This is a genomic window from Acinetobacter sp. B-6, assembly GCF_056930735.1.
The window spans coordinates 1-21,405 of sequence record NZ_JBXPBY010000017.1; the positions used below are offsets into that span (position 1 = coordinate 1).

At 37.3% G+C, this 21,405-nt stretch carries 22 protein-coding genes and 1 pseudogene; 14 read left to right on the forward strand and 9 right to left on the reverse strand.

Annotated elements, in window-relative coordinates; all coding sequences use genetic code 11:
- Window positions 1–49 precede the first annotated feature (49 nt).
- From AC1Z3T_RS17825 to gatC, 4 genes are all read right to left on the reverse strand, one after another.
- Window positions 50–802, reverse strand: a complete 753-nt coding sequence (locus tag AC1Z3T_RS17825) for an LEM-3-like GIY-YIG domain-containing protein (RefSeq protein WP_100885727.1) — start codon at window positions 800–802, stop codon at window positions 50–52.
- Between the two features lie 73 nt (window positions 803–875).
- Entirely contained in the window at window positions 876–2,351 is a 1,476-nt protein-coding gene (gene gatB, locus AC1Z3T_RS17830) for an Asp-tRNA(Asn)/Glu-tRNA(Gln) amidotransferase subunit GatB (protein WP_005033054.1), read from the reverse strand.
- Window positions 2,351–3,829: an Asp-tRNA(Asn)/Glu-tRNA(Gln) amidotransferase subunit GatA gene (gatA, locus tag AC1Z3T_RS17835; RefSeq protein ID WP_005033053.1), complete on the reverse strand. Its 1,479-nt coding sequence runs from the start codon at window positions 3,827–3,829 to the stop codon at window positions 2,351–2,353. Before gatA ends, gatB begins: the two co-directional genes overlap by 1 nt.
- A gap of 52 nt (window positions 3,830–3,881) precedes the next feature.
- Complete coding sequence (gene gatC / locus AC1Z3T_RS17840; protein WP_004829513.1) at window positions 3,882–4,196, reverse strand: Asp-tRNA(Asn)/Glu-tRNA(Gln) amidotransferase subunit GatC; 315 nt, start codon at window positions 4,194–4,196, stop codon at window positions 3,882–3,884.
- A gap of 134 nt (window positions 4,197–4,330) precedes the next feature.
- On the opposite strand from gatC, the gene AC1Z3T_RS17845 reads away from it, so the two are divergent.
- The 6 genes from AC1Z3T_RS17845 to AC1Z3T_RS17870 all read left to right on the forward strand — a co-directional run bounded on the left by AC1Z3T_RS17845 (window position 4,331) and on the right by AC1Z3T_RS17870 (window position 9,108).
- A complete protein-coding gene (locus AC1Z3T_RS17845) occupies window positions 4,331–5,371 on the forward strand; it encodes a rod shape-determining protein (RefSeq protein ID WP_005033052.1) in 1,041 nt (346 codons plus the stop codon).
- A gap of 31 nt (window positions 5,372–5,402) precedes the next feature.
- Window positions 5,403–6,260 carry a rod shape-determining protein MreC gene (gene mreC / locus AC1Z3T_RS17850; protein ID WP_004829512.1) on the forward strand — a complete coding sequence of 286 codons (858 nt, stop codon included), beginning with the start codon at window positions 5,403–5,405 and terminating at the stop codon, window positions 6,258–6,260.
- Window positions 6,247–6,744: a rod shape-determining protein MreD gene (gene mreD / locus AC1Z3T_RS17855; protein ID WP_004829511.1), complete on the forward strand. Its 498-nt coding sequence runs from the start codon at window positions 6,247–6,249 to the stop codon at window positions 6,742–6,744. Before mreC ends, mreD begins: the two co-directional genes overlap by 14 nt.
- Complete coding sequence (locus AC1Z3T_RS17860) at window positions 6,732–7,298, forward strand: Maf family nucleotide pyrophosphatase (RefSeq protein WP_058968990.1); 567 nt, start codon at window positions 6,732–6,734, stop codon at window positions 7,296–7,298. The genes mreD and AC1Z3T_RS17860 overlap by 13 nt, the downstream gene beginning before the upstream one ends.
- A 51-nt stretch (window positions 7,299–7,349) precedes the next feature.
- Window positions 7,350–8,804 (forward strand): ribonuclease G, encoded by a 1,455-nt coding sequence (gene rng / locus AC1Z3T_RS17865; protein WP_004829509.1) that lies wholly within the window; start codon window positions 7,350–7,352, stop codon window positions 8,802–8,804.
- 130 nt (window positions 8,805–8,934) lie between these two features.
- Window positions 8,935–9,108 carry a PA1571 family protein gene (locus AC1Z3T_RS17870; RefSeq protein ID WP_004829508.1) on the forward strand — a complete coding sequence of 58 codons (174 nt, stop codon included), beginning with the start codon at window positions 8,935–8,937 and terminating at the stop codon, window positions 9,106–9,108.
- Window positions 9,109–9,206: 98 nt separating this feature from the next.
- Here AC1Z3T_RS17870 and AC1Z3T_RS17875 read toward each other — a convergent pair whose 3' ends face one another.
- The 3 genes from AC1Z3T_RS17875 to AC1Z3T_RS17885 all read right to left on the reverse strand — a co-directional run bounded on the left by AC1Z3T_RS17875 (window position 9,207) and on the right by AC1Z3T_RS17885 (window position 12,665).
- Window positions 9,207–10,667 carry a WS/DGAT/MGAT family O-acyltransferase gene (locus AC1Z3T_RS17875; protein WP_100885726.1) on the reverse strand — a complete coding sequence of 487 codons (1,461 nt, stop codon included), beginning with the start codon at window positions 10,665–10,667 and terminating at the stop codon, window positions 9,207–9,209.
- A 173-nt stretch (window positions 10,668–10,840) separates the two neighbouring features.
- On the reverse strand, window positions 10,841–11,575 hold the full coding sequence (locus AC1Z3T_RS17880; protein ID WP_100885725.1) for a phosphoadenylyl-sulfate reductase: 735 nt from the start codon (window positions 11,573–11,575) through the stop codon (window positions 10,841–10,843).
- 370 nt (window positions 11,576–11,945) lie between these two features.
- Window positions 11,946–12,665: a tetratricopeptide repeat protein gene (locus AC1Z3T_RS17885; protein ID WP_100885724.1), complete on the reverse strand. Its 720-nt coding sequence runs from the start codon at window positions 12,663–12,665 to the stop codon at window positions 11,946–11,948.
- A gap of 252 nt (window positions 12,666–12,917) precedes the next feature.
- Here AC1Z3T_RS17885 and thrH point away from each other — a divergent pair, with 252 nt between their 5' ends.
- From thrH to AC1Z3T_RS17925, 8 genes and pseudogenes are all read left to right on the forward strand, one after another.
- Window positions 12,918–13,535 carry a bifunctional phosphoserine phosphatase/homoserine phosphotransferase ThrH gene (thrH, locus tag AC1Z3T_RS17890; protein WP_004829504.1) on the forward strand — a complete coding sequence of 206 codons (618 nt, stop codon included), beginning with the start codon at window positions 12,918–12,920 and terminating at the stop codon, window positions 13,533–13,535.
- 153 nt (window positions 13,536–13,688) lie between these two features.
- Window positions 13,689–13,811, forward strand: a pseudogene (locus AC1Z3T_RS17895) (IS3 family transposase); the annotation flags it as partial.
- Window positions 13,812–14,412: 601 nt separating this feature from the next.
- Window positions 14,413–14,685 (forward strand): hypothetical protein, encoded by a 273-nt coding sequence (locus tag AC1Z3T_RS17900; RefSeq protein ID WP_100886320.1) that lies wholly within the window; start codon window positions 14,413–14,415, stop codon window positions 14,683–14,685.
- 309 nt (window positions 14,686–14,994) lie between these two features.
- On the forward strand, window positions 14,995–15,765 hold the full coding sequence (locus AC1Z3T_RS17905; protein WP_100885723.1) for a DUF4882 family protein: 771 nt from the start codon (window positions 14,995–14,997) through the stop codon (window positions 15,763–15,765).
- A gap of 494 nt (window positions 15,766–16,259) precedes the next feature.
- Entirely contained in the window at window positions 16,260–17,372 is a 1,113-nt protein-coding gene (locus AC1Z3T_RS17910) for a V-type ATP synthase subunit E family protein (protein WP_100885722.1), read from the forward strand.
- A gap of 11 nt (window positions 17,373–17,383) precedes the next feature.
- Entirely contained in the window at window positions 17,384–17,920 is a 537-nt protein-coding gene (locus AC1Z3T_RS17915) for a hypothetical protein (RefSeq protein ID WP_100885721.1), read from the forward strand.
- Window positions 17,921–18,124: 204 nt separating this feature from the next.
- The gene (locus AC1Z3T_RS17920) at window positions 18,125–18,445 is read left to right on the forward strand and encodes a hypothetical protein (RefSeq protein WP_005033046.1); all 321 of its coding nucleotides are present in this window, start codon (window positions 18,125–18,127) and stop codon (window positions 18,443–18,445) included.
- Between the two features lie 385 nt (window positions 18,446–18,830).
- A complete protein-coding gene (locus AC1Z3T_RS17925) occupies window positions 18,831–19,163 on the forward strand; it encodes a hypothetical protein (RefSeq protein WP_100885720.1) in 333 nt (110 codons plus the stop codon).
- Between the two features lie 173 nt (window positions 19,164–19,336).
- On the opposite strand, the gene AC1Z3T_RS17930 is transcribed toward AC1Z3T_RS17925, so the two are convergent.
- Both AC1Z3T_RS17930 and AC1Z3T_RS17935 read right to left on the reverse strand, forming a co-directional pair.
- Window positions 19,337–20,548 (reverse strand): MFS transporter, encoded by a 1,212-nt coding sequence (locus AC1Z3T_RS17930; RefSeq protein ID WP_100885719.1) that lies wholly within the window; start codon window positions 20,546–20,548, stop codon window positions 19,337–19,339.
- A gap of 207 nt (window positions 20,549–20,755) precedes the next feature.
- Window positions 20,756–21,367: an arylesterase gene (locus tag AC1Z3T_RS17935; protein WP_042066420.1), complete on the reverse strand. Its 612-nt coding sequence runs from the start codon at window positions 21,365–21,367 to the stop codon at window positions 20,756–20,758.
- Between the last annotated feature and the right edge of the window lie 38 nt (window positions 21,368–21,405).

Consider the following 21,405-nt stretch of genomic DNA (forward strand, 5'->3'; position numbering starts at 1 on the left):
GCAGCAGTCAGTAAGGTTTTTTATAGTGTAGCAAACTTTATATATTTAGCTATACTGGATTACTTGCGCCTTTTTTGCGATAGATTTCAGGAATTCTTTTACCTAAATAATATTGTTGTAATTCAAGTGAAGCTTCTTTTCCAATGAAACCATATCTATTATTTCTTTTGGATTTATCATCTGAGTTTTCATCGATTAGCTTGAAATTTGGAAAATTTTCATCGGTAGCTTCTAACCATTTTTCAGCGGTAAAAACACCTTTTATAATTCCCTGAACAGTTGCTAAAATAATTTCAGCATTTTCAGCTTCGGTTTTACTTAATCTCCATGCAAATCTAACAGCATCATAAACATCTCTCTCAGCAGAACTTTTATTTACTGAAATAATTAAAGCTTTATGCTTAATATCAACAGTTTCAGTTTTATACATATTTATAATTTCCTGAACATGAGCTATACCATATTCGTTGCTTCCTTCGCCATTAACAATATTAGTTAACCCAGGATAAGCATCAATTAATGCAGCTTCAATTTGAGCAGCGATATCTTGGTTTTCTAAACCATGTCTATGTATCACATGAATTATGTCAAGATTTGCTAATTTAATGTCTCTAATTTGCTTCATTTTAAGACTTAAAAATTCGTCATATTGTTCTTCTATTAATCCATTAATATGATCAAATACACGATTTCCTCTTCCTCTGCCAACATAGAAGGTTAGACCATCACGAGGATCAATTAAGCGATAAACATACCATTTTAGTTGTTCAATAATTTCTGAAGAAAATTTTTTTATTGTCATCTATGCCTCTTATAAAAAACCTCACTTAATGTGAGGTTTTTTATAACATAAAATCAATTAATTATCGAATAAATCAACCAATCAATTTCTTCATCAATTCATTGACTTGAGCAGGGTTGGCTTTACCACGAGAAGCTTTCATCACTTGACCGACTAGACCGTTAAATGCTTTCTCTTTACCAGATTTATACTCTTCAACCATTTTTTCATTGGCAGCAAGTACTTCTTTGATAATAGCTTCAATGGCACCTGTATCAGTTTCCTGTTTCAAGCCTTTTTCAGCAATAATGGCATCGGCAGTTTTGCCTTCTTCCCACATAAAGCCAAAGACTTGCTTGGCAATCTTACCGCTAATCGTGTTGTCGACAATACGTGCGATCATACCGCCTAACTGTTCAGCAGAAACAGGAGAGTCAGCTAACTCTAAGCCAGCTTTATTTAAAGCACCTGAGAACTCACCCATCACCCAGTTTGCAGCAACTTTACCTTGAGCGGCGCCACCAGAAGCTGCAACAACCGCTTCATAGAAGTCTGCTAATTCACGAGAAAGTGTTAATACATGTGCATCATATTCAGTCACAGCGAAATCTGCGATAAAACGTGCACGACGTGCTTTCGGTAACTCAGGAAGAGCCGCACGTGCCGCTTCAATCTGTTCATCCGCAATGATCACAGGCAACAAATCAGGGTCAGGGAAGTAACGATAGTCGTTGGCTTCTTCCTTAGAACGCATTGAACGTGTTTCCATTTTATTTGGATCGAACAAACGCGTTTCCTGATCAATTGAACCACCTTCTTCCAAGATGTCCATTTGACGTTGGATTTCAACATTGATGGCTTGTTCGATAAAACGGAATGAGTTGAGGTTTTTTAACTCACAACGTGTACCAAATGGTTGTCCTGGACGACGTAATGACACGTTACAGTCAGCACGGAATGAACCTTCAGCCATGTTACCGTCAGAAATTCCTAACCAACGCACCAAAGTATGAATAGATTTGATATAGGCAACAGCCTCTTCCACAGAGCGCATATCAGGTTCAGACACGATTTCAAGTAAAGGTGTACCAGCACGGTTTAAGTCGATACCAGACATGCCTTCAAATTGATCGTGGATTGATTTACCAGCATCCTCTTCCAAATGTGCACGAGTTACGCCTATACGCTTGACTGTGCCATCTTCAAGCTGGATGTCGATATGACCTAGCCCAACGATAGGATTGTCCATCTGGCTGATTTGGTAGCCTTTTGGAGAGTCTGGGTAAAAGTAGTTCTTTCGTGCAAATACCGATGCTTGATCGATATAGGCATCAATACCCAAACCAAAACGAATCGCAAGATCAACCACTGCTTGGTTGAGTACTGGCAATACACCCGGCATCGCCAAATCAACAAGGCTGGCTTGGGTATTTGGATCTTGACCAAATTCAGTCGAAGAACCTGAGAAAATTTTAGACTGAGTTGCAAGCTGAGTATGAATCTCAATCCCGATAACAACTTCCCATCCGTCAATCAACTTTGAAGGTGCTAATTTTTGAGCTTCAGTCATTATGCATTCTCCTCAGCAATTGCCGCACGTTTGGTATGCCAGTCCGTGTTTTGTTGATATTGATGAACAATCGACAACAGTTGTGATTCTGACCAGTAGTTACCAATGAGCTGTAAGCCTACAGGTAAGCTGTCTTTGTCAAAACCAACAGGTGCATTGATAGCTGGTAAACCTGCCAAGTTTACAGCAAGCGTATAAATATCGCCTAAATACATTTCTGTAGGGCTGAGGTTTGCGCCAATTTTGTAGGCTGTGGTTGGTGCAGAAGGTGCAGCAATTACATCAACATTTTCAAATGCAGTTAAGAAGTCTTGTTGAATGAGACGACGTACTTTTTGTGCTTTTACATAATAAGCATCGTAATAACCCGCTGAAAGGGCATAAGTCCCAATCAAAATACGACGTTGCACTTCAGCACCAAATGCTTCAGAGCGAGAGCGTTTATGTAAATCTAAAATATCTTTTGGATTTTCACAACGATAGCCATAACGAACACCATCATAACGTGACAAGTTTGAAGATGCTTCAGCAGGCGCAATCAAATAATAGGTCGGTACATAAGCTTCAGTCATGTTGAGATCAATCTCAACCAAAATGGCGCCCATGCTTTCCAATGTTTTTAACGACTCTTCAACACGTGCTTTGACCTCAGCATCTAAACCTTGAACATTGAAGTATTGTTTTGGAATACCAATACGCAAGCCTTTCACTGCTGTTGCATTTAAGTTTGCAACATAGTCATCTACTTCTTTGTTGATTGATGTTGAATCTTTTGCATCATGACCTGCGATGGTGTTCATGAGAAAGGCACAGTCTTCAGCAGAACGTGCCATAGGTCCACCTTGATCTAATGATGATGCGAAAGCAATCATCCCGAAACGAGAGACACGACCATAAGTTGGTTTTAGACCTGTCAAACCACAGAATGATGCAGGTTGACGAATAGATCCCCCTGTATCTGTGCCCGTTGCAAAAGGTGCAAGATCAGCGGCAACAACTGCAGCAGAACCACCAGAAGAACCACCCGGAACATGTTCTAAATTCCATGGGTTTTTCGTCGCACCATAAAATGAACTTTCAGAGGTAGAGCCCATGGCAAACTCGTCCATGTTCACTTTACCCAACGTCACTAAACCAGCGGCTTTTGCTTTGGCTACAACCGTCGCATCATAAGGTGAAATAAAATTATCCAACATTTTTGAACCCGCAGAAGTTTTAATTCCTTGAGTACAGAAAATATCTTTATGTGCCAGCGGAACTCCAGCCAAAGTACCCGCCGTGCCATTTTTTAATAAATTGTCAGCAGCATCAGCCTGAGCCAAAGCATATTCCGGAGTAACCGTTACATACGAATTAACACGATCATCAAGTTTCGCAATACGGTCTAAATAATGTTGAGTCAACTCGCGAGATGAAAATTGTGCAGATTTTAAACCTTCTGCCATTTCACGAATCGATAAACGGTGTAAATCAGTCATGAGTACAATTCTTTACGATTAATTTTTAAAAATAAGTTTAATTGATCAAATATTATTCAATCACTCTCGGAACAAGGTACAAACCATCCTGAACTGCAGGAGCAATGGCTTGATATTCTTCACGATGGTTGCTTTCCGATACAACATCTGGACGAAGTGGTTGTGGATGATCGAATGGGCTCTTAAGTGGCTCAACACCATCGGTATTGATTGCTTTTAAGGTCTCCATCATCCCTAAGATTTTATTTAAACTTTGAGCATATTCAGCAGATTGCGTATCATTCAGCGACAATCGAGCAAGATTGGCGATTTGTGATACAGTTTGTGCATTTAATTCTGCAGAATGCTGAACATCTGAACTTGACATGATGTCTCACCTAATCAGTTTTAAAAAAATTCAAAATATCGTGCGTTATAATAAGCGATTGACTTGTTCAAATCATCACATTTAGTTAAAGTTGCCATCTTGCGTCCATATAAAGTTTAAACTGAGAACGACCCGTGATTCTAAAACGACTAATTGGCTTGTTTTCGCCAGATCTAGCCATTGATTTAGGTACTGCAAATACACTTATTTATGCACCAGGAAGGGGCATTATATTAAACGAACCGACAGTTGTGGCGATTCGTCACAGTGGTTCGCAGAAAATTGTTGCAGCTGTGGGTTTAGATGCTAAGCAAATGCTTGGTCGTACCCCAGCCAATATTTCTGCAATCCGTCCGATGAAGGATGGTGTTATTGCTGATTTCGAAGTCACTGAAACCATGTTAAATCAATTTATTGGTAAAGTGCATGAAAAACGCCTATTCCCACCTGCGCCTCGTGTTGTGGTTTGTGTACCGTGTAAATCAACTTTGGTAGAGCGCCGTGCGATTCGTGAAGCTGTATTCAATGCTGGTGCCCGTGATGTACGTTTGATTGAAGAGCCTATGGCTGCTGCGATCGGTGCGGGTATGCCTGTAGAGCAAGCATGCGGTTCTATGGTCGTTGATGTTGGTGGCGGTACAACTGAAATTGCCATCATTTCCCTACAAGGGTGTGTATACGCAGATTCTTTACGTATCGGCGGTGATGTGTTTGATGAACAAATTATTAATTATGTACGTAAAGCACATGGTTGTGTAATTGGTGAAACGACTGCTGAGACCATCAAAAAAGAAGTTGGAATGGCAGTAGCAGACGGCAAGACTTTAGAAATTGAAGTTCGTGGTCGTAACCTTGCTGAAGGTGTTCCACGCGCGATTACAGTGACTTCTGATGAAATCACGCAAGCGATAGCTGATCCATTACAAAGTATTGTATCTGCTGTGAAATCTGCACTTGAACAAACTCCACCAGAATTATCTTCAGATATTGCTGAACGTGGAATAGTTTTAACAGGTGGTGGAGCATTATTGCGTAATCTGGATAAATTACTTGCCCAAGAGACAGGTTTACCTGTTGTTGTTGCTGAAGATCCTTTAACTTGTGTGACTCGTGGCGGTGGAAAAGTCTTAGAATTCTTTGACAATCCAAACCATGATATGCTTTTTGTAGGCTAAACTATACTCGATTAAGTTTAAGGATGAGGCGGTGCAACCGAATCTCTTTTCAAGACAACCGCCATCTTTTCGCTCTTTTATCATTGCGGTCATCACTTGCTTGGTAGTGTTGTTCTTTAACTGGCGCATGCCTCAAGTGATTCAACCTGCAAGAGAGGTCTTGTATGCGGCATATAATCCAATTTATGCCTTAGCAAGTTATCCTGTATTGTCGAAAGAATGGCTGAATCAACAAACAAAATCTGAAGCTCAGTTGCGTCGCGAAAACACTGCGATGCAAGCTGAATTGCTTCAGGCTCAGGTTCGTCTGCAAAAACTCTCAGAACTTTCTGCTGAAAATACCCGTTTACGAGGATTACTCGATACACCGTTAATTATTGATGGACGTATGGAGATTGCGGAAGTGATTGGAACAGATGCTGATCCATTACGTCATATCATTATCATCAACCGTGGTTCAGCCAATCATCTTAAAGTCGGTCAAACTGTTTTAGATGATAAAGGGATCATGGGGCAGATCATCAACGTTTATCCTCATAGTAGTCGTGTAATGCTGCTTTCTGATAAAGAACATTCTTTATCTGTACGACTTGAAAGCTCAGGTATGCGAGCCATCGTGACAGGTACAGGTGATTTAGGGCATTTGAAAATGGAATATGTTCCAACGAGTGCCAACATCAAAGTGGGTGATAAGGTTTATAGTTCTGGTTTAGGTCAGCATTTTCCAGCGGGCTATTTGGTCGGTGCTGTGTCTAAAGTGATGCGACATAATACTGGAGAGTTTGCACAAATTGATGTTGTTCCAGCTGCACAGTTAGCCGGTGGGCATCACGTTGTAGTACTTTTCTCGGATTCATTAGCGATGGAGCAGCCAAATGTTGATCGCTAAAAAGTTACCATCAGAAAAACAACGTAAAGATCCGCTATGGATTATCATTGTTTCAATCGTAATTGCTTCGATTTTGGTGGTCTATCCGATGTCCTATGCAATAGCAGGATGGCGTCCACTTTATATGTTTTTAATCATGCTATTTTGGGTGCTGTGTCAGCCAACTTGGTGTGGTATCTGGTTTGCATTTACGCTGGGTCTGTTTACTGATCTTTTGCTAGATGCACCTTTGGGCATGAATGCATTAAGTTATGTGCTGATTGCTTTTTTAACACGTTATTTTATTCGAGAGAGACGCGTGCTGACATTTAGTAACCTTTGGGTGATCACTATGTTGGCGATTCTTGCACATTTAACCTTTACCTTTATGGCGCAAGTGATGGCAGGAACGCATTTTTCGATAACACGTCATTGGCAAACTTTGATTTCCAGTATTTTTTGCTGGCCAATTCTTTATTATTTATTAAAAAGATGGCGCATTTAATTCTTGCTTCAAGCTCGCCAAGGCGTCAAGAACTGTTGTTACAACTGGGCTTGGCGTTTGACGTGCATAGCCCGGATGTTGATGAATCTGTAAATGAACATGAGCAGATTGATCACTATGTGTCGCGTTTGGCAAAAAGTAAAGCGCAAGCAGTTCTAAGCTTGTATCCTGAGGCGACCATCGTTGCTGCGGATACCAGTTTGGTTGTTGCTGATCAAATTATAGGTAAGCCAGCATCCAAACAGCATGCTTTCGAAATTTGGGGAGTATTGTCAGGGCGGAAACATGAGGTGCTGACAGGAGTTTGTGTTGCAAATGCCAATCAATTATTGAGTACCGTGGTTCGCACAGAAGTTGAGTTTCAAGCGTTAAGTCTCAAAGATATGGAAGACTATTGGGCAACAGGTGAACCTCTAGGCAAAGCGGGTGGATATGCAATTCAAGGCATTGCTGCGAAATATGTGACACGGATAAATGGTAGTTATAGCAATGTGGTTGGGCTACCATTACATGAAACGATACAATTACTTGATCGTCTAGATCAATGCAGTTGAGGCACGAAATTAACTGCAAAAAAGAATTTTTATAATGTTTTGAGTTGAGTTATGTCTGACGAGTTACTGATTAACGTCACACCTATGGAGTGTCGTGTGGCGTTAATTCAAAATGGTACGGTCAATGAACTGTTTGTTGAGCGTACTGTTAAAAGAGGGTTGGTCGGTAATATTTACAAAGGAAAGGTCGTGCGTGTCCTACCTGGGATGCAAGCTGCTTTTGTGGATATTGGCTTGTCTCGTACTGCATTTTTACATATCAATGATATGATTTGGCCACGTCATCAGCCCACGCCGAATGTTTTTGAACTCTTACAACCCGGTCAGATTCTAACAGTACAAGTGATGAAAGATATGTTAGGCACGAAAGGTGCACGACTGAGTACGGATCTTTCTATTCCTTCACGTTATCTGGTTTTGATGCCTTATGGTAGTCATATTGGTGTATCACAACGGATTGAATCTGAAGAAGAACGTGACCGTTTGCGTTCAATGATTGAAAGGATTCAAGAAGAGCATAAGCTTCCTGGTTCAGTCATTGTCCGTACTGCAGCTGATGGAATTGATGAAGCATCTATCGCGCAGGATATGGCTTATTTAGCGAAGCTTTGGGAATTTATTCAGAAAAAGCAAAAAATTATTGCGGTTCCCTCACTGATTTTTGAAGAACTTCCATTACCTCAACGTGTGATTCGTGATTTGGCAAATGAAGATACTGCCACGATCTATGTTGACTCTCGTGAAATACATGCCAAGTTACAAGAGTTTGTCGCTGAGTTTGTTCCGAGTATGGGTAGTCGTTTACAACATTATCCAGGAGAGCGCCCACTTTTTGATTTGTACAATGTTGAAGAAGACATTCAAAAAGCATTACAAACTCGGGTTGCATTAAAGTCTGGTGGTTATTTGATGATTGACCAGACGGAGGCAATGACCACGATTGATGTCAACACAGGTTCTTATGTGGGTGGTCGTACGCTTGAAGATACAGTCTTCAAAACCAATATGGAAGCCACCCAAGTCATCGCTCGACAGTTACGTTTACGCAATTTAGGCGGCATTATCATTATTGATTTCATCGATATGCAGGAAGCTGTACATCGTGAAGAAGTCATGAACCAGTTTGAGAAGATGCTTGAGCGTGATCATGCCAAGACAAAAATTACCCAAGTGTCTGAACTTGGTTTGGTGGAAATGACACGTAAACGTACACGTGAATCACTGGAACATTTGTTATGTGAATCATGTCCAACCTGTCAGGGGCGTGGATTTGTGAAAACAGCAGAGACAGTGTGTTACGAAATTTTTCGAGAAATCCTTAGATATACACGAGCTTATGAATCTCAGAGTGGCTTTACTGTTATCGGTCATCCATCTGTGATTGATCGGCTGTTAACTGCAGAAGCCCCAGCTGTCGCGGATTTGGAGCATTTTATTAATCGTGTGATTAAATTCCAAGTTGAAAATTTATACACGCAAGAGCAATACGATATCATTTTAAGTTGAAATTGTAACAGGATGTCGTTAAACAGTTGTTACATCTGAAATTTTACTTTTTGAGCTGATTTCACAATACTAGATTACAAAGGTAGCCAAAGACTCTCTCCCTACCAGTCTTAGCAAGTGAGGTCATAAAATGAGCGTAAGTGAACAATTAATAAGTCGCGGTATCAAACATGTATTAGAAAACCAACCAAAGAATACATGTGTAATGTTGGATGACAATGGTCAAGAAGTGAAAATTACCAAAGACATGGTTGTAAACGTCTGTCACCAATTACTCAATAAGTGTCGTAACGTAAAAGATTAAGGGGCATTAATAAGCCCCTTAATTTTTTTAGCATTAAATTTTCGTGAATTGAATCTAAGAACAAAAATAAATCTAAATAGAAGATTGAGTAGATAAGCCTAAGCAGGCTTTTCTACTGTGTTGGACTCAACAATCAGATCTTGTGCATAGACTTGTGTATCTTCGGTTTTTTCAACTGTCTTTTCAGTAGCTTTTTGCGTGACATTTTTCTGAGTAATCAGCTGTTCAAACTTTTGAATCTCATTCTCTAAATGTGTCAATAGGTTTTGCAACTTCGGTAAAGATTTACGGCAGCCAGTTAAACCCACTTCCAACTTATCTAGATAACTGGTCATAGTAATATTTAATGCCTGACCATCTAGCACGATTGATGCTGGGTAGAGGGCATCCAGTTTAGCACCATTCCAATATAGTGGTTCTCTTGGACCAGGTACGTTAGAAATAATCACATTAAACGCCTGGCGCTTAGGCATAAGCCCTGATGCAATGTTGATTCCTGCAGCACCAAAAACAAAAGCACTATAGTTCAGAATTTGGTCTGAACTCATACGTTTAAAGCGATTCTTTGCATTTTGCACACTACGTCGAATGATGTCTAAACGTTCTAATGGATCTTCTTTATGCGTGCCTAAATTCGCTAAAATCATGGTGATACGATTACTCATATCTGAATCATCATCACGAAGAGAAGCAGGCACCATCGCAATGAGCGGTTTCTTAGGAAGTGCGTCTTGAGTAATTAAATAATCACGGATTGCGCCAGAGCAAACTGCGAGTACGACATCATTGATGGTTACACCCAGTGCTTTTGAAATATTTCTAAAACGATCTAGTTCAAAAGATTGGGCTGCAAAACGACGAGAAGAGCTTACTCGTTGATTAAATAAACTGCTCGGGGCTTGAAAGCTTGAAACATAATCAGGATTTTTCCCCATTTCTTTAAAGACTGTTTGAAATAATTCCTGAGTTACTTTTGGTGCTGCTTCGACTTGTCCCTTTAATGCAGCAAAAACTTTTTTGACTCGTCCAAGTTTGGTTTCTTTAAGACGTTTGGCACGTTTGCCTTCAACACACCAAGGGGGAACAATGGTTTTGGAATGCTCATCTTTAGAGAAAGACTTTTCTAAAAGACGCATACCTGCTACACCGTCAATCATTGCATGGTGGATCTTAAAGTACATGGCAAAACGATTGCCTTCGATCCCTTCAATGATATGACAGGTCCAAAGCGGTTTTGCACGATCAATCAGTGCGCTATGTTCTTGTGAAATATAAACCAATAATTCACGGATACGCCCGGGATGAGGTAAGGCGATATGACGGAAATGGTGGTCGATATCAAATTCTTCATCTTCGTCCCAAAATAAGCCATTGAGACGATTGTTAAATGGTGGAACCGGAATAGACTTTGAATTGCGAATATCAGCGACAAGGTCTTGTATAAACGTCGATGGTGCATGTTCAGGTATTTGGAATAAGAACAATCCACCAACATGCATCGGTTGTTGTCTTTTTTCTAAATTTAAAAAAATGAAATCAATGGGGTGTAATGGGCGCATGGTCTTGGATTGCCTCACTGCAATTTCTACAACAACTCATTTATGAGTGTTAGATTGTTAGAATTATAGAACCGAGTAAATAGTATAAAACTTTTTCAGGGATAAAATCCAAGCATTTCGATGAATGTAAAGTTTACAAAAAGTCATTAAATTTAATGACTTTTTTTTTACCATTATTTTTTTAAGTTACCCGCATGTAAACCGCATTCTTTATGCGTTGCTTCTTCCCACCACCAACGACCTTCACGTTCATGCTGATTCGGAAGCACTGGGCGAGTACATGGCTCACAACCGATTGAAATAAAACCTTTTTCATGTAAAGGATTATAAGGAATTTCCATCATGCGAATATAGTTCCATACATCTGCACTGGACCAGTTCGCCAAAGGATTGTATTTGATCAGCTGTTTTCCTTCACCTGAAAAACCTGCATCAGCTTGAATGACAGGAATCTCTGTACGTGTTCCTGGGCTTTGATCTTTACGTTGACCTGTAATCCAACCATCTAAAGTTGCCAGTTTTTTACGTAAAGGTTGTACCTTTCGGATACCACAGCATTCTTTATGATCGTCTTGGTAAAAACTGAATAAGCCTTTTTCATTGACCAATTGCTGAACAGCTTCTGATTCAGGAAAGCAAATCTCAATTTTAATATCGTAGTGCTTACGCACAGTATCGATAAACTGATAAGTTTCAGGATGCAAGCGTCCAGTATCTAAACTAAATACACGAAATGGCTTGCCTAAATTATGTGCCATATCAATCAGAACAACATCTTCTGCGCCAGAAAATGAAATTGCGATTTCACCCTCTTGAGAAAGTGCAAGTTCTAAAATTTCAGAAGGGGATTTATCTGCATACTCTGTTGCTAGCGCGTCAACAAGATCTATGGTGGGAATGGCGGTCATATCTGCTCCTGGCAGTTAGCTTGAAGCTATGTTGTTCATCAACATTCTTAAAAGATATTTTAATTTAAGCATTTTAGCAAAAATTAAAGCAATTCAACTTTGTGTGAATGTTATCTTTGAGATGTGCAGATATTTTAAAGTAAATGAAATATCGTGCTTAGCAGATTAATTAAAATACTTATGAATAAAAAAGATTTAATCGATGGATTCATCTGAAGGATAAAGTACCAAAGATACTTAATCGGATATGGATAAAAGCAGCATAATGCTCTCACCAACACATGCTGTCATTGATCAATGATTCGCTATCTCATTCTACAGCAAGGTTTTTATTAATCAGTGCCTTGTTAAGCTGTTTCACAGTCTTATTTTATAAGTATTTGAATATTCTTTTAGGAATCTGATCAGATAATCCAGATTTTTTCATTTTATTGGCATAAATCAAATAATTTGACCGAGCTTGGCTTTGATTTTTTAAAGCCAAATAAACATCAGCTAAATTTAGATAAGCGACTGTCCTGTTTGGGGCGAGCTGTATAACTTTTTTCAAAATTTCTAAAGATACTTTAGGATGACCCAATTGATTTAAATAGAAAGCAGCATCATTGAGTTCAACCACATCATCAATGTTATAGAAGGAAAGTTGGCATTGTAGTGTTGTAATTTGTTGTTCTATCTCGTGTATGTTGTTTTTGTTGAGATTTTTTAAACTATTTGAGGTGTTGTAATGAAAATATGTGACTAAACCTCTACCCCCAGCAATATCATCAACCCAAACAGGTGTGTTTTCTTTCTTATCCCACATTCCACCGCAAGTGTTTGAAAGCATTTTAGGAATAGCGTCAACAATGACCTGATTTTTATCATTGATAATTAGACAGTAATTTTCATTGCCTTTTGCTATAGGTAGACTGAGAAAGGAGTAGTGCTGTGTGCGATATATATAATCCTTTGGAATATCTTTTAATGAGAGACTGACTTGAGCATGGTCGAGATCTAAAGCACTACAATTTGTATAGCTCAGAAAACTATCATTCGCATATACGTAAGTACATATGCTACTCAAGAGAAACGGTGCTATTTTTTTCATAGTATTGTTTGCCTAAATTAATTTTTACATGACTCAATGATGCGGTGCTTTTGTTCCCCTTTTTATAAGTGTAACAATAACAGTTAAAGCTGAGAGAGTCTCTACATGCAGTTGTTGTACTAAGGATGAATTGTGCTGGTACGATGATCTATGACTATTCAAAATGAATTGAGTTTAAAAAACTTTCAGCATTTTTTTTAAACTTTAGTGCTATGATAAGCCCAAAATTTTTAACCGACATTGGGAGAACCCATGGAAATCGTATGTCTTGATCTTGAGGGTGTATTGGTTCCAGAAATCTGGATCAATTTTGCAAAGAAAACAGGGATCAAAGAATTAGAAGCAACAACGCGTGATATTCCTGACTACGATGTGTTGATGACTCAGCGTTTAAACATCTTGAAGCAACATGGTTTAGGTTTAAATGACATTCAAGCTGTGATCGCAGATATGGGACCATTTCCGGGGGCAAAAGAATTTGTTGAATGGATTCGTACACACTTCCAATTGATCATTCTTTCAGACACATTCTATGAGTTTGCACATCCGTTGATGCAGCAACTAGGTTGGCCAACAATTTTCTGCCATAAATTAGAAACTGATGAAAATGGCATGATTACAGCATATAAATTGCGCCAACCAGACCAAAAGCGTCAAGCTGTAAAAGCATTGCATGGTTTAAACTTCCGTGTGATTGCAGCAGGTGACTCTTATAATGATACAACGATGTTGGGTGAGGCGGATCATGGCTTCTTATTCGACGCACCTGAAAATGTGATTCGTGAGTTTCCTCAATTCCCACCAATTCACGGTTATGAAGCTTTAAAAGAAGCGATTCGTAATGCGTCAATTCGCGATATCCCGGCTTAATTTTAAGTAAAATCAAAAGGCGCTTAATGCGCCTTTTGATTTTTTTAATGTGTCTCGTCCTGAAATAAGTGTCAACCTATCTCAGGACTAGACAAACATGAACAAAGCCAAAGAGTTAAACGTACTCAGAGGGATTATTCTTTTGCCTGTAAAATGATGGTGATACAGGAAGTTGAAAAAGAGCAACTTACTTACAAGCAAGTTTAGGCAAAATATGGTATTCAAAGAAGATCAACAGTTCTTGTCTGGCTTCGTAAGTTTGAACAACAAGATTGGATTTCGAAGACCACGCCAAAATCCTCTAAATGTCAGTTGACTCCACAGTAAATAATCTGTCAATTAGAAAAACAATTGGTTGAAGAGAAATTGAAGACTGAATTAGTAGATGATGCCATTTGCCATCTAGATAAAGAATGTAGGACTGACTTTCAAAAAAGTATATCGAGCACGTTTCGAAGATTGGAAAAGCAAAAGACGATTAAGTGTTACTCGTTTATGCCAATGGCTTAAGATTTCAACACAAGCTTGCTATCAATCTGAAAAAATGAGCTCAAGTTAGGGCACCACACTTGGAGAAGTATTCGAACGACGCATTAACGAATATTCAGGAATGGCAAAATTGCTAATGAACATACAGCTGATGCAGAAAGATTGAGTGAAACATGTCCTTCAAGTTATGAGCAATTCAGATAACCACTGAAATGTTATGTAGAGGTATCTTCATGATATATTCTTCTAGCCGTAGTCTTAATAACTTGTTCTATTGTTCGGACATTTGATACGCCTCATACTCAATTTGTAAATGGTCAAGTGTTGGTTTTCCTGCTTCACGGAAGTTAAAAAGTATTATTCAGGTGTACCGATGATTGTTTGCAAAATGTTAGAGAAAAAATGGCTTTATAGAAAATTTTTGCTCACCATAGATGGAAATTCTTATTGTATAGAATATCATGGGCGAGGAGCAGGATATGAATATGTTACGCTTGATGGAAGTGCTGTAGCTGGTGGAACAAGTCAGCCTTGGTTTATTCCATCATTCACTTTTGAGATTGAACAGCATAGAATCGTATTAAATATTCGTGTTTGGGCGTGGCTTGCGATTAGGAGTATAAAGATTACTCTCGATGGAATAGAGGTTTTTTCCATTTAACGTTAGGTCAATAATTTTGAAAGTCTAAAATTAAAATAATAAAGCTTGTGTGAAAATTTAGATAATTTTTCAAAACTCAAAACCCTTAAAACTTGAGTCAGGGAAAGGTAAAGAAATCACACTTTGGATTATTGGTATTGCCTAAGTACAATGAATGCGGTGTTTTGAATGATGCGAAGAGTAGAGCGCTTAGCTGAGGACTATGATTAATATAACAACATCAATCTAAAAACTTATTTTCATCGGTTTTTTATCCTTTGCTTATTTTTTTATTCTATATTTTAACTTCACAATTAAAAGGAAATTAGAATGAAAAAACTAACAATAGCTTTATTAACAGGGTTAATATGTGAGAGTGGATGGAGTGCCTGTACTTATGATTTAGATGTTACACAGGCTACACTAGATTCAAAACAATCAGGATCAACAGTTTTTCCAAACGTAAATGGGCAGACAGCTTCATTTAATATTAGCTCAACTACAACCTCTACAAATAATCAAAAGTATTACGTTATTTCAAATAATAAAGATATGTTGGGTGTAAGAAAAGGTATAAATGTTCCTCAAAATTCCATTTTTGCATACGAATTTAAGTTTAAATTACCAACGAATCAATTTACTGGTACTGAGCAAATCATTTTTTTCCCTATAGTTAGCACTGGACTCAATTCAAGTGGTTCTCAAAATACCATGATTAGTAATTTAGGTTATTTGAATTCAAGTATATTGGCTCCATCCCCAGTAAACACGATTTCAATTAGTAATGGGGAGGCATCTGAAATTTTGGTAAATCATAATGTAACAAATACACCTGATGGCTATCAACATATTGGAGTATATGTAAATCCTACATCAAAACAGGTTGGGTATATTATAAATGGAGTAAATAAAGGGTATTTAGCTAATTATGACTTTCAAATAGCAACATCAGCATTTGTATTTGGTGCTTCAATTCTGGGCATTTCTCAAACCTCACCCAACATAGGCAAAGAAATTTCAATTGAACTAATCACAGATGCCGCAAAAATGACACAAACCTATCCAACAGGTACCAAAGACATCTGTGGTAATACTATTTGACGAAACACCCTTTTACTAACTCTCCAAGTGGGAGTTAGTTTTTTTATATCAGGTTCTTAAAATGAATTCAAAATACTTTTACTCTTGCTGTTAAGCTCTTACACTTATGCAAATCAAGCCGATGAATGCAAAATCATTAAAGAAACCGCAGACATGATCATGCAACCTAGACAGGGAGGATTGACTTAAAAAGCGCAATCAATCTTAAAGACCAATTAAGTCAACTTCTAAATAACTTACTGCAAATCATTATTCTTGATGCTGAGGCGGTACCAATCTAGGTAAACAAAATGCAATAGATGAGTTTGTTGCGGATTGGAAAAAGTCATGTGTTGAATCGACAGATGGAACACTTTGAATGTTATAAAGAAAAAATTCTTGGACGTATCACTTACATTCCAAATTTTCAACAATCACTATTAGTAAAATTTTTAACCTTTAGATAGTTTTTCAATAATAAGTCAAATAAACTAGCTGAAAATAAGGGGAAATAAATGAAAAAATTATTATTTTTAGCAGTTCTATTTGGTTTGACAGGTTGTGGTGAAGCAGACCAAAACAATTCATCTCAAACATCATTACAAAGTTCACCAGCATCTTTTAATTATTATAAGGTTGCAACTGCAAGTACAATGAGTGCTCCTGTAGCATCTTTTGGACAGTGGGTTATTAATGGTTATGCATCTGAAGGTGCTTCAACAGTTCTAAATGCAAATAGAATTATAGGTGGGGTTGCTACCGAATCTAAAGCATTAATCACTCCAAATGTTTCGCAAGTTTCGAAAATACTTCGAGCTGGTCTTGGTGGGGCGGCTCTAACATTTGCGGTCAACGAGCTATTAGATGGTATTGATTGGGTGATGGATCCTGCGAATAATAGTGTTAAATTCAAAACCGAAATTGAAGGTATAAAACAATATAAAGGGCTTGGTGATTCATTATTTGATACAGCGGAAGAGTATTGTTCATGGCGCTTAAATAAAGTTAAATCTGAAGCATACCCAGATTCATCACTTAGAAATATAACTATTTCTTCAAATGGAACCTATGGAACTTGTTGGATCTATACATATTCTCCTGTGTATGCTGTGGATTTTGGTTTTGATATTATAAAAATTAAAAAAACAGAAGAAAAAACCCTCTCACTAGACACGGTCTCCCAAGAAATCATCAACAATGCTGAATCAGGTAATGCTGATGCTCAAGCTGTTACTTTAGCAGCAGCTCAGGCAATAGTTAGTGAAGCGGAGAATGATGCTACAAAAGCTAAAGAAATAGAGGATGAGTTTGAAAGAAATAGTGATGAAAAATGCAAAAATCATAACTTCAAAATGGACAGTCAAGCTGCCATAGTGCAATCGAGATATTATGAGTTATATGATGATAGATTTAATCTTTTTATGAATCACAAATTAGTATCTAACCCACTTATCTTGAATGGGAAAAATAAAGGCTCGTGGGACGGGCATGTGAGTCAATATAAATATGCTCAAGGAATTCTTAGAAACATTATCAAAACTGCATCTAATGCTGGGTGTCCTGCAACGCCGAATGCAAGCTTATGGGTAAATAAAGAACCGCCTTCTCAACCTGGACTACATTCTTAAAGGTTATTTAAATGATCCAAGTAACTATCAGTGAGTTTTCTAAAGAGTTTTCGATTAAGAAAGTATGTTTTACAGATATAATCGGTCAGTTTCGTATAACTTATCAAGATAAAAATGGTGTACCAATTCTTGAGCGATTAGATGAAAATCCTTCTCAGAGAAATGTTTATTCAACAGTAATATTAGTTGGTGCTGAATATAAAAAGGTAGCATATAGGAACTATATACGAGATTCAGAAAATCAACGTTTAACATTAGAGGATTACAAGTTGGTTGACGATGAGTTCATTCTTATTAATAAGTCTGTTACTGAACTTCGTGATCCTGATAATCCTTATGAATTTAAACAGTCTTGTTATGATGGGAAAGGCAACCTTCATTATGTATCAATTGATAGTGAAAGTGAGTCTAAACGATATGACGCAGAAGGCAGAGAGATAGATGAATCATCATTTAGTTTTAAAGGATTTGAGACAATTGATCATGTAGAGTCTCATTATTTAGAAGAGGCAATTAAAAAATCATCAAATATAAATTTCAATAGATAAAAATATGAAGTGCAACAATTATGTAACTAATTAAATTAAGTTATTGATTTTTATTAAATGTAAAGGCGCTTAATGCGCCTTTTAATTTGCACCAGAAACTGATGATTGTCGTCATTTACAAACTTATAGAGATTGAATTGCTCATTTTTAAATTTTTTAAAATGCTATGCTTTCGCGTTTTTGATAGTTCTTGTAGGTTAGGAAGTGGCAGTTCATGATTTTCTTTTTAGTTATACTGTTTTGCCAAAAACGTCAGTATTTAAAAAATCAGCAGATGATATCAGATCAAAAATTGCTGAGATAAAAGTTTCATCATGGGTAAAATATACGGGTGTAGAAGTATTTTCAGGAGAGCTTGATTTGACTGGGATTGACCAGAATAAAAGAATCCAAGCGATGGATATAATAAAAAATACAATAAATGAAATATTAATTAAAAATCAATGTGTGTCAAAAGTCATGGTCAATGTAATTTTAATGGTTGATCAATTAGGTAAACCAATGCATTTTACTATTTGGAATTGATTGTACAAGCTAGGAGGGAATACCTAATTAGTGGTTATTCAGAGAGCCTAAAGTCTGTATTGTCTGACTTGCTATGCGGAAATCAGGTGGAAATTTCATCGATAAAAATAAAGACATCGTTAAAGTTTTTAACAAGAATAATCATGAATTGGTTAAGTTCAAATGAGTTTGTTCTAAAAGTAATATTGTCGAATTTGGAGATATTAATTGCGTTTGGTAAAGAGCAATGAACATATAATAAGTTAGATGAAAGGGTTTTGTGTTTGATGTTCTAGTAGCGAATAATTCAGAAAATGAAGGAATTAGAAGCGATGACCGAATGTAACTTTTCTTTGATAAGATCTTTATTTTTAAATGGATGTAGCAAATTGATAAGGATGTTGTTATGAAAAAAATATTATTTTTGGGTTTAATTTCATGTTTAACACAAGTTAGCGCATTAACGCCGAAAAGTGCAAAAGCACCAAGTTACTGTGAGCAGATTGTTTATGCGCATGGCATATTATTAAAAGCACAAATCGAATGTGGGTACCGTAAAAATAACAATAAACTAATTTCTAGTTCTGCACAGTGTGTCAAAGATCAACTTGGTGAAGAATATGGTAAACAAGTGCTTAATTCTGGTATGAAAGAGTTTGATCGACATGTCAATAAAGACGGGAAAGAATCAAGTTGTAAATATGTTCTAGAAAAATTTCCAGATTATGTATGGAAATAAATGTTTATAAGGTATTGATTAATATGTAAATATAATTTTAACGTGTCAATGGTTTGACTACAGCAAAAACTAAACCAAGTGGTAACAGGTATGATGAGCAGTTTCATTTAAAGGATCAAATTATTGCTAAATCTTATTTGCGAAAAGCTTGTTTGAATAAATCAAATACTAAACTAAATGATATTTTTTCGATGTTTAAATGCAAACATAAGAGCCAAAGAAGCTAATAAAATAATCATGAGAATATAAATATCAGCAGTAAAAGTAAGACCGACATGGCTGACAAAATATCCAGCAATAATGGCAGGTATACTAAATGCTAAATAACTTTCAACATAAAATGTTGCCATTAACCCAGCACGTTGTTCAGGTAAAGCCAAGGGCATCACAGTGCGGATTGCGCCCATAAATCCTGTACCAAATCCGACACCAGTGACAACCGAACCAATAAATAGTAAGAGTGTAAGAGAGAAGTGAATGCCAGATAGAATTATTGCTGCACCAAATAGAATACTTAGCGAACCAGTAGTTAAGATTTTAAGTGTTTTTGCGCTACGGAGGGCTAAAATTCCGATTGCACCCGAAATGGTCAAAGTAATAAACATCATACCATTGAGCCATGCTGATTGAACTTTAAATGCTTGGGCTAATAGGGAAGGCATTAAGGATAAGAAAAAGCCACTGACCATCCATAAAGAAATATTGATTGGACTAACAATCCAAAGTGCTTTACGTGCTTGTGGTGGAACAGTAAGACGCGGTTTAAGTGATGAAAATGCTCCGGAACGTTTTTCAGCAGTCTCAGGGCTAAAATATGCAATACACAAGGAACAAAAGAAAATAAAAATGAATATTTCAAAAATTAAAGTTAGTGCATGCGTTGATGTCGCCAATACAATACAGGTCATGAGCATGCCGATTGCCATACCCAACATAGGAGAAATACTGTTGATTAATGAACCATGAGTTTTACTTAAATCTAATAAAGCTGCACCAAAGGTTGATGCAGCCAAAGCTGTGGCGATTCCTTGTAAGGCTCGAGCAATAAATAACATTTCAATATTTGAGGCAAACAGAAAGAACCCCATAGAAATGATCTGTAAAAAGAGAGCGGTAAAAATAACTGGTTTACGCCCAATATAATCTGACAAAGAACCCATTACCAATAATGTTGCGAGTAAAGCAAAGGCATAAGTTGCAAAAATTAAGGTCAATAAAACGGGTGAAAAGTGAAACTGTTGTTGGTAGAGACGATACAAGGGGGTAGGTGCGCTTGAAGCCGCCAAAAATGCCATCAAAGTAAAGGTATGTGTAAAAAGTGCAGTTTGAGGGCTAAATTTAAATGAAGTCATTTGATGATTGAGATTATTAGAATTACTCATCATTTAAAACGCATATAAAAGAAAGGATAGATTCTGTTATACCTGATTTTAGTTGAAAGGCAAGAAGTGATTAAGGTTTTATTTGTGATAATTGACCATATGTTATATTTAATATAATGAATATTATGATTATTTTAATCTTGTAAGGATGTGGTTCTTCAGCTTATATCAAAGGCTTCCATGCCTAAAGCTAATTGGAATGTATTGGTGTTAAAGTGCGCCTTGAATCAAAGGATAGGCATTATCAAGTAAGATTTTTTGTGCCACCGCATTAGGATGGATTAAGTCTTTTTGCATGAGGTTTTTATTGCCTGCAATGCCATTCATAAAAAAGGGGTACAGTTTTACTTTGTACTGTTGGCTTAAGGTTTGGTAATTTTTTTCGAAAGCTTGGCTATATGCTGCGCCGTAGTTGGGAGGAATCTTCATACCCAACAATACTACTTTGGCTTGGCTTTTTTGACTTTGTTGAATCAATTGAGCAAGATTTTTTTGAATCATTTGTGGTGGTTGACCACGTAAACCATCATTCCCACCCAACTCAATCACAACCACATCAGGTTTATGAGTTTGTAATAATTTAGGTAAACGCGCTAAAGCACCACTGGTGGTTTCTCCGCTGACACTGGCATTTACCACTTGGTGTTGTTTGGGAAATTGCTGATTTAAGCGTTGCTGAAGTAATGCGACCCAACCCTGTTGTGGGTTTAAACCATAGCCCGCACTTAAGCTGTCGCCTAAAATCATGATCGTTTTTGCAAAACTACTAACGGGCAACAGACAGATCATGCTAAAAAATAAACAATGAAAAGCGCTTTTCATTATTTTCAAATTTAACAACGTTTTGATTTGCATATTTA